15 protein-coding genes are annotated in these 17,122 nt (G+C 40.4%); 9 read left to right on the forward strand and 6 right to left on the reverse strand.

Going from position 1 to position 17,122, the window contains the following annotated elements; all coding sequences use genetic code 11:
- Positions 1–61: 61 nt before the first annotated feature.
- Both V7K35_RS04445 and V7K35_RS04450 read left to right on the forward strand, forming a co-directional pair.
- A complete protein-coding gene (locus tag V7K35_RS04445) occupies positions 62–298 on the forward strand; it encodes a hypothetical protein (protein ID WP_335076690.1) in 237 nt (78 codons plus the stop codon).
- Positions 279–419 carry a CopG family antitoxin gene (locus tag V7K35_RS04450; RefSeq protein WP_335076692.1) on the forward strand — a complete coding sequence of 47 codons (141 nt, stop codon included), beginning with the start codon at positions 279–281 and terminating at the stop codon, positions 417–419. The genes V7K35_RS04445 and V7K35_RS04450 overlap by 20 nt, the downstream gene beginning before the upstream one ends.
- A gap of 45 nt (positions 420–464) precedes the next feature.
- Here V7K35_RS04450 and V7K35_RS04455 read toward each other — a convergent pair whose 3' ends face one another.
- Together V7K35_RS04455 and menD are read right to left on the reverse strand one after the other, a co-directional pair.
- The gene (locus V7K35_RS04455; RefSeq protein ID WP_335076694.1) at positions 465–1,775 is read right to left on the reverse strand and encodes a hypothetical protein; all 1,311 of its coding nucleotides are present in this window, start codon (positions 1,773–1,775) and stop codon (positions 465–467) included.
- 226 nt (positions 1,776–2,001) lie between these two features.
- Positions 2,002–3,762: a 2-succinyl-5-enolpyruvyl-6-hydroxy-3-cyclohexene-1-carboxylic-acid synthase gene (gene menD, locus V7K35_RS04460; protein ID WP_335076696.1), complete on the reverse strand. Its 1,761-nt coding sequence runs from the start codon at positions 3,760–3,762 to the stop codon at positions 2,002–2,004.
- A 334-nt stretch (positions 3,763–4,096) separates the two neighbouring features.
- Here menD and folB point away from each other — a divergent pair, with 334 nt between their 5' ends.
- Both folB and V7K35_RS04470 read left to right on the forward strand, forming a co-directional pair.
- Positions 4,097–4,465: a dihydroneopterin aldolase gene (gene folB / locus V7K35_RS04465; protein ID WP_298905146.1), complete on the forward strand. Its 369-nt coding sequence runs from the start codon at positions 4,097–4,099 to the stop codon at positions 4,463–4,465.
- Between the two features lie 482 nt (positions 4,466–4,947).
- A complete protein-coding gene (locus V7K35_RS04470) occupies positions 4,948–6,228 on the forward strand; it encodes a GGDEF domain-containing response regulator (RefSeq protein ID WP_335076698.1) in 1,281 nt (426 codons plus the stop codon).
- Here the strand turns inward: V7K35_RS04470 and V7K35_RS04475 are convergent, their stop codons facing one another.
- Together V7K35_RS04475 and V7K35_RS04480 are read right to left on the reverse strand one after the other, a co-directional pair.
- A complete protein-coding gene (locus tag V7K35_RS04475; protein ID WP_335076700.1) occupies positions 6,229–6,609 on the reverse strand; it encodes a calcium-binding protein in 381 nt (126 codons plus the stop codon).
- Between the two features lie 441 nt (positions 6,610–7,050).
- Positions 7,051–8,034, reverse strand: coding sequence for a DUF1517 domain-containing protein (locus V7K35_RS04480; protein WP_335076702.1), 984 nt, complete (start codon positions 8,032–8,034; stop codon positions 7,051–7,053).
- Between the two features lie 840 nt (positions 8,035–8,874).
- Here V7K35_RS04480 and V7K35_RS04485 point away from each other — a divergent pair.
- The 3 genes from V7K35_RS04485 to msrB all read left to right on the forward strand — a co-directional run bounded on the left by V7K35_RS04485 (position 8,875) and on the right by msrB (position 11,682).
- Entirely contained in the window at positions 8,875–10,107 is a 1,233-nt protein-coding gene (locus tag V7K35_RS04485; protein WP_335076704.1) for a glycosyltransferase family 4 protein, read from the forward strand.
- Positions 10,108–10,402: 295 nt separating this feature from the next.
- The gene (gene msrA / locus V7K35_RS04490; RefSeq protein ID WP_335076706.1) at positions 10,403–11,080 is read left to right on the forward strand and encodes a peptide-methionine (S)-S-oxide reductase MsrA; all 678 of its coding nucleotides are present in this window, start codon (positions 10,403–10,405) and stop codon (positions 11,078–11,080) included.
- Positions 11,081–11,193: 113 nt separating this feature from the next.
- Complete coding sequence (gene msrB / locus V7K35_RS04495) at positions 11,194–11,682, forward strand: peptide-methionine (R)-S-oxide reductase MsrB (RefSeq protein ID WP_335076707.1); 489 nt, start codon at positions 11,194–11,196, stop codon at positions 11,680–11,682.
- A gap of 130 nt (positions 11,683–11,812) precedes the next feature.
- On the opposite strand, the gene thiS is transcribed toward msrB, so the two are convergent.
- Positions 11,813–12,025 (reverse strand): sulfur carrier protein ThiS, encoded by a 213-nt coding sequence (gene thiS / locus V7K35_RS04500; RefSeq protein WP_335076709.1) that lies wholly within the window; start codon positions 12,023–12,025, stop codon positions 11,813–11,815.
- 98 nt (positions 12,026–12,123) lie between these two features.
- Positions 12,124–13,239, reverse strand: a complete 1,116-nt coding sequence (locus tag V7K35_RS04505) for a thiamine phosphate synthase (RefSeq protein WP_335076712.1) — start codon at positions 13,237–13,239, stop codon at positions 12,124–12,126.
- A gap of 1,428 nt (positions 13,240–14,667) precedes the next feature.
- Between V7K35_RS04505 and V7K35_RS04510 the strand changes: the two genes are divergently transcribed.
- Together V7K35_RS04510 and V7K35_RS04515 are read left to right on the forward strand one after the other, a co-directional pair.
- Positions 14,668–16,599 carry a DUF1565 domain-containing protein gene (locus V7K35_RS04510; RefSeq protein ID WP_335076714.1) on the forward strand — a complete coding sequence of 644 codons (1,932 nt, stop codon included), beginning with the start codon at positions 14,668–14,670 and terminating at the stop codon, positions 16,597–16,599.
- A gap of 55 nt (positions 16,600–16,654) precedes the next feature.
- Positions 16,655–16,795: a hypothetical protein gene (locus V7K35_RS04515; protein WP_335076716.1), complete on the forward strand. Its 141-nt coding sequence runs from the start codon at positions 16,655–16,657 to the stop codon at positions 16,793–16,795.
- Positions 16,796–17,122: the final 327 nt, after the last annotated feature.

Below are 17,122 nucleotides of genomic sequence, written 5' to 3' on the forward strand. Positions count from 1 at the left end.
AGAGACGCACAAAAGAAGGGCGATACCTGCGGTGGGCTACGCCTACGCACTCCGTAAAATAATGATGGCTACAAATAAAGTTTCTCGTAGTGAAGAAGCATTTACAGACAGGCTGGTATATCAGAAGCAGTGCGATCGCTCATCCTCCGACTATTTGGCAAAATTGCTGAGGGACGTTGGAAGCATTAGCTTTGGCGTTGTTGGAATTGAGATTGCGATCGCTGACTTAAGTATTGACATCAGCACTCGTTACATGAGAAAAAAAGAGGCGAAAAAATATGAAGAAAGTATTTCCTAAAATCAAAACTGATGAAGAATTAGAAAATTTACTAAATGAAGATTTGTCAGATTATCTTCATACTGATAACTTTAAGCCCGTTACTTTTGAATTTCAACTTAAAGATAAAACTGTTGCTTAGTAGCATATATTGCTCGCGTTTACAGCTTCTGTAATGATACGCCAGCTATTGATCTAAAGGACTTGGTAATTCTTGAAGAATTTCTGTTAAATCAGCATTTTTAAGAAAGAAATAAAAAGTCGAATCTACTATTTGAAGATATTTTGTATTACGATCATAATCAATAATTGGTGGGGATATAGTCTTATGATTTTGGAGCTTGGCAAGGCTATAAAGTAAATTACTCATGTCGGAAGCTCGAACGTCATTTGCTCTATGATGTATATCTTGAATTTTAGCTTGTAAAACTGAACGCTTCATTCCATTAGCTAAACCTTCATATCCTGACTCTAAGATAACTTTGATTAGATAATAAGGAAGGAAAAGAGGAGGTAATCCTTGTTGAGACGATGTAGAAGAATTAGAATTGCCTGATGCAATTGCCTCAAGCGCTCTCTGATGTCGTACTAAATAATCTTCTGCTTTTTTCGTGACAGCATTTAGAAGATGAGGATTGCGAGATATGTGAGTTAAAACTTTTTGTTTTTCTAAAATTCCTGCACTAATACAGATTTCTTTTAAAATTTCTTGAAGGACTCCTATACTTTTAAAAGAAATATCATAACATTCATTTAATAATTCTTGAGGAAAAACAATTGAAAGTTGTTCTGCTCCTTTTTGTGCTACTCTGATAAAATCTTCTTCAAGCCAAGGTTCAACCGGAATTTCTTCAATTCTGTCCAGTAAGTCTCCATTAAATTGAACCATCTTATTTTTCTCTCTCCACACGCCTAAAATTATAAAGCGAATCCCCATTTCTTGAAATGATCTTAGGTCATAAGCAAATTCTTTTTGAATATCATCATCAAGATAATGAAAATTTTCAAGAATAATAATTTGACGAAATTTTACCTTTTTCAATATTTCCGAGATATCTTGAGGAAGAGAAAGATTGAAAGGAACTTCCTCATATTCATAATCTTTACTAACATTAGATTTTAGCTCGTTTTTTCCTTCAACTTCGGTACTTCCGAACAAAGGGAACATAGCTTTAAATTTCCCAACTACTCCAAAAGTTGCTTCTCTTGCTGTAGATTCACTATAGTTATTTTGAATAGTTACACCGGCTTGTCTAAGAATACTTGAGTAAATATCTAGTATTTTACTTTTAGGACTAAGACTAACAACTACATTTTTTTCATATTTAACATATTTAGAAACTAATGCCGTTTTGCCCTGCTTTGAAGACCCATAAACAATAATTTGTTTTTCAGACTTCAGTGCTTCAATGAAGCTTTTATCAACTGTGTCTCTTTCTACATATGAGAGAACTGCCTTACTACTAACTCCAAAAATATCTTCTAGTTTGGTGTTCATTAAATTAACTACCTACTTCAGTTTTATGTACTAGACGTATCTATAAATGAGCATTAACCCCTTGTATTCTAAGGGATGATATCTAATTTAGCCACAGCCGAGCAATATTGGTGATCAGCATTAGCACTTAAAACACTTGTGGCAAAGCAGTTTTAACTTTAATACCATAAGGGTTTTACCTAATCTCTAATTTCATCCCGCTTTTCAGCAACACCAAATGGGATAGTTAAATTTCAATATCGGCGGTAAACTTCCTTAAATTATCTTGTCGCCACTTAGCATCTTTTTTGCGATTTGTCTGCAATTCTAAAACCCGAATTCCTGTATTTGGAAGTAGGTTTAATCTCTGCTGCAACTGCTGCCAAGAAGTAATCAATTCATGTTGCACATTATAAGTAGCGCACAACTGAGCAAAATCAATATCCTGGGGAGTACCAAAAAATTCTTCAAATGGTGGGTCAAACTTGGCAATGGGTAACATTTCAAAAATACCACCACCATTGTTGTTGATTAACAAAATTGTCAGATGTCCGACAAATTTATTGCGGATTAAAAAACCATTGGTGTCATGCAACAGCGCTAAATCTCCCGTTAACATCACACTACTTTGCTGGCGATGGGCAATTCCTAAAGCTGTGGATAATGTACCATCGATGCCATTTGCACCCCGGTTAAAATGCGCTCGCACTCCTAAATTATTGGGTTTCCAGAAATATTCCACATCCCGCACAGGCATACTATTGGCAATAAACAAAGGCGTTTCTGGCGGTAAAATCTGAGAAATTAACCAAGCTGCTTTACTCTCAATGATTTCATCTATTTTCCCCATCGTCTGGTCAACAACTAACCTAACCTTAGTTTCTGCATCACACCATTTATTCACGTAGTCTGAGGAGAAAGATAAATTTATCTCCTCTGCCTTTATCTCTTCTACAGATATCCGTAAATGCGTCGTCCTCCCGTGCAAAGGGTCGAGATTTTGGTCACTCTTATCAATTACCCAGCGTCGCGGTTGGGTTGCATCTATCCAGTTACGCAGTTCTTTACTCGTAGGCATTTCACCCACCTGAATCACCATTTCGGGCGCTAACTGCTTTGCTAGTTGCTGATTTCGCAAAATCAGGTCATAGGTGGAAATCAAATAAGGGTTAAGTTCGGCATAATTTCTCACTGGGGAGAGTCCCTCAGCTAGCACGGGCCATTTGAGAGTTTGGGAAAGTTGGGCGATCGCTCTACAATATTGCTGTGGTTGCTGTGGTTGGGCAACACCTGCGATAATAATGCCGCGATCGCATTCCTTCCATTCTTTGGGAATCGAGAATCGAGAATCGGGAATTGCAAATGGGGTGGTGTTTACTATTCCTGCGAAGAAGTCTTCTGGTTGAAACTGTGATTGCAAATAACTCAAGTCAGTTCCATCAGGAAGAGGCGCTAAGGGATCGCGAAAGGGAATATTCAAATGTACTGGCCCCTTTGTAGGAGTTTGCGCCCTTTCCCAGCTATGAATTACTGTTTGTCGCAGATAAGCTAGCATTCCCATATCAGCAGAGGGTAAGGCTAACTCTGTTTGCCAATTTGGGTAGTTTCCATATAATCTCAATTGAGCTACAGTTTGCCCAGAGTGACAATCTCGCAATTCTGGCGGTCTATCGGTGGTTAATATCAATAGTGGTACACGACTATATGAGGCTTCAATTACTGCTGAATAAAAATTTGCTCCTGCTGTACCAGAGGTGCAAACTAGTACCACGGGGCGTCCGGTTGCTTGAGCTTGTCCCAAAGCAAAAAAGGCGGCGGAACGTTCATCGAGAATGGAAATCGCTTCAATCTCAGGTACTTGTTGAGCAAAGGCCACTGCTAAGGGTGTAGAGCGTGATCCAGGACAAATGATGGCACAACTCAATCCCAACCGCTTTAGCGTCTCTGTTAAGATATAAGCCCAAAGTTGATTAACATTCCTATAAGCGATCGGCATTAAATCAGACATAGCTATAAAACAATCTTAAATTTTAGATTTTTTCTAGGGAAATTCAATTTAAAATCCATCTGGGAAAGTTGAGCAAACAGAAGACCGAACGAGGGAAGCCGAACCTCGGAACTTCCAAAGCAGCTTCACCTAAAGATGGATTACAAGCCTGACAATTCAGTTCATCTGGAAAAGCCAACACGAAACCTAACCCCCCAGCCCCCAATCCTTGTAGGGTTGGGAGAGGAATGGAAGTAAGGTTTTCCGACACTGCTACGCGAGTTTGTGAGAAAGAAAATCTCCAAGCAAACTTGCTCCACTTTCTACAAAATGCACAATTTGCTCTCAAACTTTTATGGACTGCATTCATTTAACGGGAATTCGCTGCTATGGCTACACTGGGTATCTGCCAGAAGAAAAGGTGCTAGGACAATGGTTTGAGGTGGATGTAAAGTTATGGTTGGATATCTCCACAGCAGCCAAGACTGACGCGATCGAAGACACTTTAGATTATCGCAGCGTCATTAGCTTGATCCAACATTTGGTCAAAACGTCTAAATTTGCTTTGATAGAGAAATTAGTAACAACGATCGCAGATTCTATTCTCCAAGAGTGCGATCGTGTAACCCAAGTCCAAGTCACTCTCAGCAAACCTGCCGCACCTATTCCAGACTTTAGTGGCAAAATTAGCATTGAACTGACTAAAAGTAAGTCCAATCTCTAAAGCACAAAACGTGTTTTTTTCAATATCTATAAGTTAGCAAAGAAAGGGAGTTTAAGTAAGTCAGCACGATAAAAACCATGTATATTTAATTTCTGATTGATTTATGGTAGTTATACACTAACTTATACGTAAGTTCAATCTCTGAAGCACAAAACGTGTTTTTTAAACATTTATAAGCCAGCAAAGAAAGGGGGTTTAAGTCGGCACGATAAAACCATGTATATTTAGTTTTTGATTAATTTCTGATAGTTATACACTAACTCATACAGGATGTTAATAACACAACATTAGCCGTATTTATTGAGCAGAATTAGCTGTTACAAGCACAGAAATATGGTAGGTTAATAATATGTTATTTGCTTCTTGTCCAGTATTTATATGAAGACAGGTAGTTACAGATTGTTTATGATAAAATAATAACTTTCAGAGCGAGTTTAGACTGATAACACAAATCTGAACCTTAGCAAACAGGTTATTGTAACATGTTCGCCCATAAAATCCTAGTTGTTGAGGATGAAAAAATTACTGCCTCAAATATTAGAAAAAGTTTACAAAAACTAGGTTATTCTGTTTTAGAAATAAATAAGTCTGGTGAAGATGCAATAAAAAAGGTAGCAGAAACTGATCCCAATTTAGTATTAATTGATATCTGTTTAGCTGGGGAAGTTGACGGTGTACACGTAGCGGATATTATCCAGAATCACTTTCATGTGCCTGTAGTGTATCTAACAGAGGATCTGGAATATAAAACATTACAGAAAAATCAGCTAAGTGAGTCTTTTAGCTACATAGTTAAACCATTTCTTGAAAGTGATTTACATTTTGCGATTGAAACGGCTCTGCACAAACATCAGAGTAAAAACATATTATACGAAGAAAAACAGAGGCTGGCGGCAATTATTAACAGTATGGGCTGTGCAGTGATTGTGACAGATGCAAATGGTTGTATTCAAATGATGAATCCCATAGCAGAACTAATCACTGGCTGGAAGCAAAGTGAAGTATTCGGTAAAGATTTAGTAGAAGTCGTTAACTTAATTGACAAAGATGTAGGAAAAACAATTGAAAATTTAGCGAGATATGTAATCGAAGCGGGTGAAGTTTTGAATCTCCGAGAAAACTTTACACTGATTACCAAAGATGGCAAAGAAATAGCGATTGGAGATAATGTTTCACTCATCCGTGATCATAATGGCAATATTACTGGCTCGGTTTTAGTTTTTCAAGACATTACCAAACGCAAGCAGACAGAGGCGCAACTGATCCGCAATGCGTTTTATGATGGGCTGACAGCATTACCGAATCGTGTTTTATTCGTAGATAGGCTCAGACAAGCAATTGAACGTAGCAAACGCAGAAGCGATTATTATTTTGCAGTTTTATTTTTGGATTTAGATGGCTTCAAGGAGATTAATGATCGCTTTGGGCATGGAATAGGGGATGATTTTTTAGTAGCGATCGCTCGACGCTTAGAGTCGTGTTTACGCGGTGGTGATACTGTAGCACGATTTGGTGGTGACGAGTTTACTGTTCTTTTGGAGAATATTAAAGACATTACCGACGCCACCAATGCTGCCAAACGTATTCAAGACTCCTTACGATTGCCACTTAACCTGAATGGATATCAATTATCTACTACAGCTAGCATTGGTATTGCTTGGAATTTTAGTAATTATGAGGAACCTGCAAATATCTTACGGGATGCTGATATTGCTATGTACCAAGCTAAACGGCAGGGAAAAGCTACTTATGCCATATTTTAGTTAAAACTTATAACCTCTGGCAATCCAATAGAGCCAGTCTGCGATCGCTTCTTGAGTTTCGCTGTCAGCATCAATGGCTGCTATTTCAGATAACTTTGCAGAATATACATCATCATCCTTACCGTTAATGTAAGCCACTTCTACAAACATATCTTTTAAGCACTCATCGTCTGGGGCCATTCCCAGCACTTCGACTTGTTTCTCCTCGGTAGCAGCTGATTTGCGTCCCTTCTTAGCCCATTTAGCCATAAAGGGAAAATTCAGAACCTCTTCCAGATAATAGTACCAACCCATTGCCCGATCTTCTTTATCTTCAGCATCTACAATGATCTCTGTTTTAATGCGATGCTCTCGGTTTTCGTCGGCTTCAACACTAGGCATAAGATAACACTCTACGTATAACGGTTCCCATTCAGATTGCAGTCCAACGTTACATCACGAGGTGTAGGGGCACGGCATTGCCGTGCCCCTACGGGTGTACCTCACGTAAACGATAACTGCTGTATAATGCATTTTGATAATATTACCAAAGTCTAGCCTGGGAATAATTTTTCTACAAAATATTAAGTATATGGGACTTACGTAAAAGAGATACTCCAAACCCATAAGAAAGAGGCTTTTAGAGCTATCCCCTTTTTTAGCGGCATTAGGGGGATCTAGGTTTCAATTTTCAATGCGTAAGTCCTGCTATATCTAAGTTATACAAAAAACCGCTTGTCATTGACAAACGGTTTCTTAGTTATTGCCCTCAAAGGGTAACTTGTTTGTTGCGCCAACATGCCAAGTTCTTTCTTAGCACTAAAGCACGAAACTTTTTAGAGATTAAACAAGTCTCAAATCAGGATAATTTGCCAACACATCATCAGATGTCAGCGTATCATTTTCAGCTTGCGGAGTCCAAAGAACTTCAATTGCCAGAAGTTTCTCACTGGGGATACTACCAATTTGGCGCAAAGCTTGACGCAAATCATCAGCACTGTTAATCGCTGTGGGAATTTCAAACTTGCCTAATGTCGCCGCCAGCAAGGTGACGATAATGTATTCTCCAGCACCTTCGGTAAATAGACGGGTGGGGTTGTCGAGTTCACCAGCCGGGGGTAAAGCATCTTTGGCTGAGGCTGCTTTTAGCTGGTTATTAACATTAGAAAGTGTTTCTTCGCTAAACTTGCTGCGTTCTGCCAGTGACAGCCGATTAAACTGACCTTCAGCTGAATTTAAACTGGCTTGTTGAGTCCCACCACCTGCATATACAAAGTATTCGGGATGGCGGAGTAAAGCTAGGCTGGCTTCTTGCAGAACTTCTGTTCTCCCCTCTGGGGTGTTAGTATCAGCAGTTTCAGCAATGTGGTTGAGTTCATTTTGCAATTCACGGGCTTGAGCTAACAAACCTACTTGCAAACGAGTTACAGAAACAGGAGAGTTACTGCTGTAATCTGCTTCTGGAGTTTCACCGCTAGAGACGCGGCGGAAAGTTTGCAATAAGAAATTAGCGATCGCAAAGAAAATTAAGATGCCAAATAGACCACCAAATCCTCCCCCAATACCCCAGAAGGGAAGTAGGAAGGGAAAGCCAAAACCACCACCAAAACCACCACCAGGATAGTATCCGCCCCCGCCAGGAGGTGCATAGGTGCGCGGTGTGTAGCTGCGGCTAGAAGGCGCTCTAAAGGAGCCACCACCGATCCGACCCCCACTACGGGCCGCTAATGCGCCATCAGCGTGACTAAGAGCCAAACCTAACACCAGCACTAGGGCTAAGAAGGTTTTTAACAGCGGTTTGATGGTTTGTTGTAGTTTTTTACGCATAATACAATCGCTTGGAAAACGGAATTTTTTATGATTTATCCCCATGCTCTTAGGAGTGTTGCGGTATCTCGCTTACGCCAGTCCGTAACAAGCAAGCTTTGTAGCATTCACTTTTAGAGGCTACATATTCAATTTACCGCGTCTTATTTTGGGTAGGCAGCGATCGCAGGGGGGATTTCTCCATTGGGGAACCGTACCTTAAGACTTCTTCATCATCACATAAATTTGCGATGTCTACGACGGGCTACTCTTGCTACGTCTTGGACTAGCACTTTCAGACTACAGTCTTAGATTATACTGATTATTTTGAATGATTTTTTTAATATTTCACGCTGCTTATTTTCTCACAAGGCGGGAGAATATTTTGAAATTATCAAAAGTATTTACTACATCTGGCGGCTTTTAATTTACGTATACGCCGTAGGCTAGCAAGTGTCCGTGATGCTTATCAGTAAGCGCAGCCAGATCCTAAATAGCTATCAAATACTGATCCCATCTTTTGGCATTTTGGCACAACACTCCAAAGGATTTAGGATATTGCATTGAACGGAGCTAAATTTCAGAATTTTCGCAACAGTTGTTCACTGAGCAATTTGGCTATGAGTGCTAGTTTCTATTTATTGTTCATTATGCACAGAATTCTCAAGAATTGAGAAATTTGCAGCAAAAATAAAATCAACACAATAAAAAAATAATTTTCCTGGCTAATCTTGTAAAATCGGCTTCAAATTTGCCCACCACATTCGTTTTAAAAGAAATAAAATAGTAATTAAGGCTTTGAAAATAATCCTAATTGTAAATAAATTAAAAATTATTTGAAATATAGTCATCAACTTTGTTATGGAACATATTTCTCAACTTACAGCCGAAAGCAGAGACAAAGCTGCATACCCAGATATCCTAGTTATATCCAGGATCTTCCTCCCAAAAGAAGCTGTAATTGGGGAATATATCTACAATCGCTGTCTCCAAGATCCAGAACGAGTTATTGTGCTGGCGGCTAGTTGCTCAGGAGATCAAGTATTTGACGAAAGTCAACAGTTTCCCGTGTATCGCTGGTTTTACCCTAGATACTGGCGTAGTGGCTTTGTGGGAAGTATCTTGAAGCCTTTGGTCAATATCCTCTGCTCATTTGTACTAGCAATCAAACTTTATTTTCGCTATCACTACCGTTATATAGAGTGGGGTCACGGCTATGACTTTCCTTCACTGTTGCTATTGAGCTATTTGCTACCTATTCGCTTTTTTATCTATCTGCACGGTAATGATCTTCTTTATGTATTACACAATCCCGTGCTGCGATCGCTCTTTAAATTAACACTCAAACGAGCCGAAGGCATTGTTTGTAACAGTTCTTATACAAGAGACTACCTTAGAACTGCTTTCCGATTAGATACTCCTACCCACGTGATTAACCCAATAATCAGACCAGAAAAATTTGGTAATAATGTAGCGAGTCCCAGCAGCCTTGATGATTTACGTGTTCGCGTGCGTCAAGCGTACAACATTCCTGAATCATCAATAGTTATTCTCTCCATCGGCAGACTAGTAAAACATAAAGGTTTCGACCGAGTGATTGATAACATCCCACTATTGTTAACTTTTGGGGTCGATGTTCACTACATAATCTGCGGTGAAGGGTCAAGTGAATCGGAACTGAAATCTCTGGCGCATCGGTTGCGGGTAGATAAGCGCGTCCACTTTGCCGGATATGTGCCAGAACGAGAGTTAGCAGGTTATTATGCAGCTTGCGAGATATTTGCGATGCTGACTTTATCGGATACTAAAGCTAATAGTATGGAGGGTTTTGGTATGGTTTATTTAGAAGCAAGTTACTTCGGTAAACCTGTAATTGCCCCTCGGTTAGGCGGTGTTCTAGACATAGTTCAGCATGAGGAGAATGGAATACTGGTTAATCCCAATTCTGGTTATGAAGTGTTTCAAGCTTTCAATCGGTTGTGCAAAGACCAGCAACTACGTGAGCAACTCGGTCGCAAAGGTAAAGAATTAGCCAAGCGGAGAATCCTTCATAGATCGCTTTACAAATCAGAGGGGAGAAACACGATTTTGTAAGATGAATACACATTGAGTACATTTGTAGGGACGCAAGGTCTTACGCCCCTAAGATGGGATGTTTTTTTAACTGGAAGTTCCTTAGTCAATTATTGAATTTCATTATTAGTTTTTCATGGTAGCAATTTCTAAAATGGATTGCCGCTCCGATTAGATTTCAGCCAAAATATTTTTAATAAATAGTGCCCACCATCTACATCTAGGATTATCTCGGCAACTTCTAATGTTTCTCTAATGTTGCTTTCAGAAATTAATCTTATGGTGATGACTACACTAAGAAAGAATCAGCTATTTTATGTCAACTCGTAGTTTTACCCTCAAGGGATACTTACTAGTTAGTTTGTCCATTATTTTACTGATATCGGTTGTACTCGTGCGTGGTGCGTCGCAAGCAGTCCTTCCTAATCCCGCCACCGATATCTCAAATTCTACAGCGAAGGGAAAACAGACGGCAGTTTTCGCAGGAGGATGCTTTTGGGGAATGTCAGCAGTTTTTGAGCATCTCAAAGGTGTTTCTGATGTTGTCTCTGGTTTTTCTGGTGGGAGTGCAGCAACAGCAGACTACGAACTTGTCAGTTCTGGGTTGACAGGTCATGCTGAGTCAGTAAAAATCACCTATGACCCATCACAAATATCATATGGTCAATTGCTGAAAATTTACTTTTCTGTGGCACATGACCCAACACAGTTGAATAGACAAGGTCCTGATTCAGGGAGGCAATATCGTTCAGTCATATTTTTTGCCAACAATGAGCAGAATCAGGTTGCGCTTAATTATATTAATCAACTCAACAAAGCACATATTTTTCATCAGCAGATAGTTACTCAACTACTCCCTTTGAACGGTTTTTATAAAGCCCAGGAGTACCATCAGCACTTTATTGACCGCAATCCGAATTATCCTTACGTGGTGGTAAATGATTTGCCGAAGTTAGCTCAACTAAAATCACAGTTCCCCAATCTGTATAAGTAGGTGTGGCTTTCTAGCAAAGATACTTTTGCTATTGTTCAATACCGATCACCTTGACTTGAAAAATTCTCTTCACTCATGTTAGGGATTCAAGTAATTAAATCAGCTACTGAATTATGAAAAAACGATATTTTTTACAAGCTGGCGCAGCACTTGTTGGTACAGGATGGTTATCACGGTATTTAACTGGGAGGTCACAAGTTATGGCAATTACAAAAGAGGAGTTTGAAATCACTAAAACTGAGGAAGAATGGCATCGGATTTTAACGCCCCAACAGTTCGATGTGCTGCGGAAACATGATACTGAACTAGCTAACACCAGCCCACTTGATAAACAATATGCAAAAGGGACTTATGAGTGTGCTGCCTGTGACTTACCATTGTTTACATCTGAAACTAAATTCAACAGTGGCACAGGCTGGCCTAGTTTTTATGCACCTATTGATGGGGCAGTTAGTACATCAGTAGATAACTCCTTTTTGACGACCCGAACTGAAGTACATTGCCATCGTTGTGGTGGGCATTTAGGTCATGTCTTCGATGATGGACCTGCGCCTACTGGCAAACGTTACTGTATGAATGGGGTGGCGATGAAGTTTGTTTAAGATTAAGTCTTACCAATTCTACTGTGGAAATTTTAATTGAGAATTTGAAAATAATGGCCAAACTCATACTTTACCGCATCAAGATTACACGATGCAGCCTCAATAATTTGGGCTTGCTGGCTCAAATTAACTAACCACCACCGACAATAGTTACCACTTCTAAGCGATCGCCTGCTTGCACTTTTGTTTGCGGCCAAAACTGGCGGTGTAAAATTTCGCCATTATATTCTAAAGCCACTAAGCGGGGGTTAAAACCCAACTGTTGGAGCAAATCGGGTAAAGAAGTTTGAAACGAGCAGCTATGGGTTTCCCCATTTACCTGAATGGTAATCTCATTAGACATAAATGTGGGGAGTGGGGACTAGGGAACGGGGTATTAGGTATTGGTTACTTACTTTGGACGAATGACTAATGACTAATGACTAATCACTAATGACTCTTTTAAGGTTCTGGTTTAATGCGATTGAGTTGGGAGAGGAAATATTGTGTTACTAGGGTAGGCTGTTCGGCTTGCATGAGCGATCGCACCACTGCTACACGTTCGGCTCCGGCATCGATCACATCATTGATATTATTGGCATCTATTCCCCCAATAGCAAACCAGGGAATTGAGCAATTTTTGGCAGCATAGCTAACATATTCTAAACCTGTTGCGACCTTACCTACTTTCGTGGGAGTTTCATAAACTGGCCCTACCCCGATGTAATCTACACCTTCAGCAATTGCTCCTTGCATTTCTTCCTTATTTGTGGTAGAAAGACCTATCAGACGCTGCGAACCGAGTAATTGCCGAGCAACAGCAATGGGCATATCTTGTTGTCCCAGATGCACCCCATCTGCATCGACTGCCAAAGCCAGATCCACGCGATCGTTAACAATGAACAAAGCACCATAAATATGGCATAACTGCCGGAGTTTTCTAGCTTGTTCCAAACGCAAAGAATCATCGGTGGTTTTGTCGCGGTATTGTAAAAGGGTTAATCCACCTTTAAGTGCAGCTTCAACGTTGTTCAACAAAGTTTCATGTGGGGAAGTAACAAGATACAAACGCGATCGCCACAACAATTGATGGCGCTGATGACCCATTAAACTGCTTTCTAGGGTATAAACCTGATAGCGCATTTGCTTACAAGCTTTAGCCATAGTTGGGTGGTAAAGTTTGCCATATTCTTCCAGTACCCGCAATGCTTCTTCTATGCGGCAAAAGTTAGCTTGCAATACTGATTTTATACTAGCTCGTTGTTCTTCCTGAGGATGGGTTAACTCAGTTCCAGGATCGCCTGGTGTATCTCGCGCCGCCCGCAATTCCGGGGTATGTAACTTGGCTACCTCTTGTCGCAAGCGCTTGCATTCAAGAGCCAACTGGGCATTATTCAATCCAAAGCGACACCATTCCTCAATAATTCGCAAGCCTTCACGAGCGCGGTCTAAATTGGCATCTAAAATGCGGTAGACAACCTGCTGTATTTGCTCTTTTTGGCTGTATGGCTCGACCATTACAACAACCCCGTTAGTGCTTTCATCGAAGTGTGAATTATCATATATCCTAGTAACCATAATTAATTAATTTGCTTTTTTTTACTCAATTCTTGCGTAATTTACGCAAAATAACGTAGCGGTGAGGGTTACGGTAAATTATCCCATGTTCCTATAGGCAGTGATCAGGTAGTTTGAGGCTACAATTTCGCACTAAGGTTAGTCAAGTATTTTCCGGTAAACGACAAGTTTACAAAGGATTGGGAAGAGCGGATACACCATAAAATCGGCAGTGGGCAAAAGAAAAGGAATAGGACGGCAATATCAGCTGATCTTGATTACCCAGATGCAGGATTACTTGACTCTAGCCTAGCTCAGTCTTTTAATATTAAGCAATTAGCTGCAATTACTCAACTGTTTACAACTAAACCATTCTCTCAGTTAGGATACTTATAGGAAGAGTTTGGAGGTTGGAAAATTCCAGCAAAGCAAATGTAAAAAACAACTTCCAAGAAAAAGTTTGTATGTCAAAAATTGATTAAATATTTTTTATAAAATGAACTAACATATTTTGTGAATTATTAACCTATGAATATCAAATTAAAAAGTATTTTTGATGATTAAATAACATTTGGTCAAAAAGCAATAAATAAAAAAAATTAATAGAAGATTATTTTCAATAAATTAAAAAAACTGAGATTATACCAATTCTTGGCCAGGTTTGGGGCTTAAGTCCCTTGTTCTATGTATAGCAATTATCGTTTACGTGAGGTACACCCGTAGGGGCACGGCATTGCCGTGCCCCTACACCTCGTGATGTAACGTTGTACTGCATCTGAATGGGAACCGCTATAACCTCACAAATAATCGGTATTATCTCGTTCCTATGCTCTATATAAAAATGCCCATTTAGAGGCAGCAGCCCTCCAAGCACATCTTTAGTCTTGCATAAATCAAAAATAAGAACCCCACCCCGCCAAAGCTACGCTTTGTCTCCCCTTCCCTTAGCAACTACCTTGTATACACAAGTTAAATTACCCCCCTTAATCCCCCCTTAGAAAGGGGGAAAAAAAGGAATCTAGTTCCCTCCCCTTTATAAGGGGAGGGTTAGGGTGGGGTATTAGGGATTTTCGCAAGAGGTCTTTTGACTTTGGCAAAGAATGAGATGTTAAAAATTTTTGGGTGGTAGAAAACTAATACATAGGCGATGCCTACGGCAAGGGCAAAGCCCAACGCCAAAATCAAATCGAAGTAAAATCCTTGAATCACCCCTCCTCAACACATCGGGAAGGGTTGGGGAGGGGGCAAGATTTCAAGTTTCCCCAACAACAAGATCCCCGACTTCGTAAAAGTTGTCGGGGATCTGAGTCTAGCGATTTGAACGAAATCAAATAGGATTGCTATATGTATTAAATATCGCCAATCGGTCAATATGTGAGTAATATTATCGACATAATACTCTCTAAGAGTATAAGAATTTATGGTTACTTATAAGGAGTTGTGTTAAATATGATTCTCACTGGTGTGTTTACTGAGTACCGTAGAGTAGATGTTTTGTTTGCAAAGCTGAAGTTTCTGAAATCAGCAAGGCTTTTATTTTTTAGTTTTTCTGTATTATCTTTTACCGTAGGCATCGTAGCGGTAAGTATAGCGTTCTTGGGTACAAGCCTGGGTAGTGCGTCAGCGAAGCTCGCCGAAGGCATCGTTCAGATTCCATTGACACCAGATTCAGCACCTCTGGGTGAAAAAATAAATTCTCAGGTTAACGTGCTATTTGTCAACCCAAGTGGCGGAGATGACAGCAGAGGTAATGGCAGCGAATCCGCTCCGGTGAAAACAATTACCCAAGCGTTGCGATTAGCTAATACCAATACTGTAATTATGCTCTCCACGGGCACTTATAGCGCCGAGACAGGGGAGATTTTCCCCTTAATACTGAAACCGGGTGTTTCAATTCAAGGTAACCCTAGCAATCAAGGAAAGGATATTATCATTCAGGGAGGTGGTGATTACCTGAGCCGGAGTTTTGCCGGTCAAAATGTCGCAATTGTCGGAGCAAACCAAGCCTTGCTGACTGGGGTGACGGTAACAAACTCCAATCGCCGTGGTTACGGTTTATGGATTGAATCTAGCAATCCGGTAGTCGCAGAAAATACATTTATTGGTAGTACCCAGGATGGAATTTCCGTCAGTGGTAATGCTGCACCTACCATTAGTAAGAATTATTTCGATCGCAATGGAGCCAATGGCATCACAATTGCCGGTAACTCCAGTCCCCAAGTGAAGGAAAATGTTTTTCACCAAACAGGTTATGGCATCAATATTGCCCAAAATGCCGCTCCTATAGTCATAGGCAATCACATTCAGAATAATAGATCGGGAATTGTGGTACAAGCAAATGCCCGCCCGATTTTACGGAATAATTCTATTCAAGATAATAAAGAAGATGGTTTAGTTGCGATCGCTCAAGCAATGCCAGATTTAGGCAACGCATCCGAACCTGGGGGTAATGCATTTCAAAATAATGCTCGTTACGATATTAACGCCAGCGCTGCTAAACAGGTGATTTCTGCTGCTGGTAACAATCTTGTGAGCGATCGCATCACCGGTAAGGTAGATATTAACGGTACAACAGCACTAGCAACCCCAACTTCTCAACCTGCTCCCAACAATGTGTTACGAGAAATACCAGCAAACGGTGAAATCACCTTCTCGGCTCCCGAAATCTCTGAAACTACCAATAGGCAAACCAGCAACAGCATTTCAGCAAATAATCCTGTTCCTGGACAATTAAACAGTCAACTGCTGCCATTAGTGCCAGCCAATAATGTACCGCTTTCCACACCTATATCCAAACAACCACCCACTTCCAGCGTCGCCGGATTTCCTACTCCTAGCAGCTTGTCAGGTAGACAAGTATTAACTAACACTTCAAGAGTTACAACTTCCAGTCCAGCACAGCCGCGTGAGACACCACAGTTAAATTATGTGCGGATCGATTCTAATACCATTGAGTTTACTGCCCCTGAGTCACCATCCAATTCAGTAGCACAGCCACCAGTTCCAAGCATCAGGAATCAAACACAGCAGCCGTTACCAATACCAGAAGCTGCTACTCGAAATGCTTCAGAACTTTTACCACTTCCTGATCGCAATATCCCCATTGTTAATACTCGCAATCTGCAAACAAGTTCTGCAAGCATTCCTTATAATGGTAACTCTGCAAGACAATTTGGTGTGCGTTATCGCGTAGTAGTGCCACTAGCAACCGATAAGGATAAAGATTTAGTGCGATCGCTTGCTCCTGATGCGTTTATCACAGTTTGGGATGGTCAAAGAGTTATGCAAGCAGGAGTATTTAGCAGTGAATATAACGCTAAAGAAATGCTCAAAACACTCTCTAACAAAGGTTTAAGAGCCATTATGGAGCCATTGAATTGAGTAGGGAATTGGGCATTGGGCAAAAGATATAGAATAGCGAGAAAAGCACCTCAAAATGAATATTGATCTATTTGAAAGAGCGATCGCTTTCCGACTGTGGGGAGACATCGCTCTTTTAGTCAAGGAGGCGATCGTATTTTGGCAAGTCGGTCAAAAGGCGATCGCGGTTAGGCATAAGTTAATACAGTTCAGTTAAGCATATCTTCCTTCTCTTTGCGTCCTTTGCGTCCTTGGCGGTTCGTTAAAAAAATTGACTTTGACAAAGAGTTTTAGCCTTAACCCAAGCGTATTGAGGCATAAGTTGAATTAGCGATCGCTTTTCTAATGTGGAGGAGGCAATCCCGGTTTCATCAAAGGAGCGATCGCCTTCGCCGTAAATCGGGTTAAGGCAAGAAAACTAATCATTTAGTACCTCAAAACGACTTTGAAGTACCTCAAAACGACTTTGAAGTACCTCAAAACGACTTTGGAGTACCTCAAAACGACTTTGGAGTACCTCAAAACGACTTTGAAGTACCTCAAA

This window comes from Nostoc sp. (genome assembly GCF_036917275.1).
Classification (GTDB): domain Bacteria; phylum Cyanobacteriota; class Cyanobacteriia; order Cyanobacteriales; family Nostocaceae; genus Nostoc.

Coding starts and splice junctions, on each gene's coding strand:
- V7K35_RS04445 (WP_335076690.1), top strand. CDS start 62: ATGATGGCTACAAATAAAGTTTCTCGTAGTGAAGAAGCATTTACAGAC.
- V7K35_RS04450 (WP_335076692.1), top strand. CDS start 279: ATGAAGAAAGTATTTCCTAAAATCAAAACTGATGAAGAATTAGAAAAT.
- V7K35_RS04455 (WP_335076694.1), bottom strand. CDS start 1,775: ATGAACACCAAACTAGAAGATATTTTTGGAGTTAGTAGTAAGGCAGTT.
- menD (WP_335076696.1), bottom strand. CDS start 3,762: ATGTCTGATTTAATGCCGATCGCTTATAGGAATGTTAATCAACTTTGG.
- folB (WP_298905146.1), top strand. CDS start 4,097: ATGGACTGCATTCATTTAACGGGAATTCGCTGCTATGGCTACACTGGG.
- V7K35_RS04470 (WP_335076698.1), top strand. CDS start 4,948: ATGTTCGCCCATAAAATCCTAGTTGTTGAGGATGAAAAAATTACTGCC.
- V7K35_RS04475 (WP_335076700.1), bottom strand. CDS start 6,609: ATGCCTAGTGTTGAAGCCGACGAAAACCGAGAGCATCGCATTAAAACA.
- V7K35_RS04480 (WP_335076702.1), bottom strand. CDS start 8,034: ATGCGTAAAAAACTACAACAAACCATCAAACCGCTGTTAAAAACCTTC.
- V7K35_RS04485 (WP_335076704.1), top strand. CDS start 8,875: ATGGAACATATTTCTCAACTTACAGCCGAAAGCAGAGACAAAGCTGCA.
- msrA (WP_335076706.1), top strand. CDS start 10,403: ATGTCAACTCGTAGTTTTACCCTCAAGGGATACTTACTAGTTAGTTTG.
- msrB (WP_335076707.1), top strand. CDS start 11,194: ATGAAAAAACGATATTTTTTACAAGCTGGCGCAGCACTTGTTGGTACA.
- thiS (WP_335076709.1), bottom strand. CDS start 12,025: ATGTCTAATGAGATTACCATTCAGGTAAATGGGGAAACCCATAGCTGC.
- V7K35_RS04505 (WP_335076712.1), bottom strand. CDS start 13,239: ATGGTTACTAGGATATATGATAATTCACACTTCGATGAAAGCACTAAC.
- V7K35_RS04510 (WP_335076714.1), top strand. CDS start 14,668: ATGATTCTCACTGGTGTGTTTACTGAGTACCGTAGAGTAGATGTTTTG.
- V7K35_RS04515 (WP_335076716.1), top strand. CDS start 16,655: ATGAATATTGATCTATTTGAAAGAGCGATCGCTTTCCGACTGTGGGGA.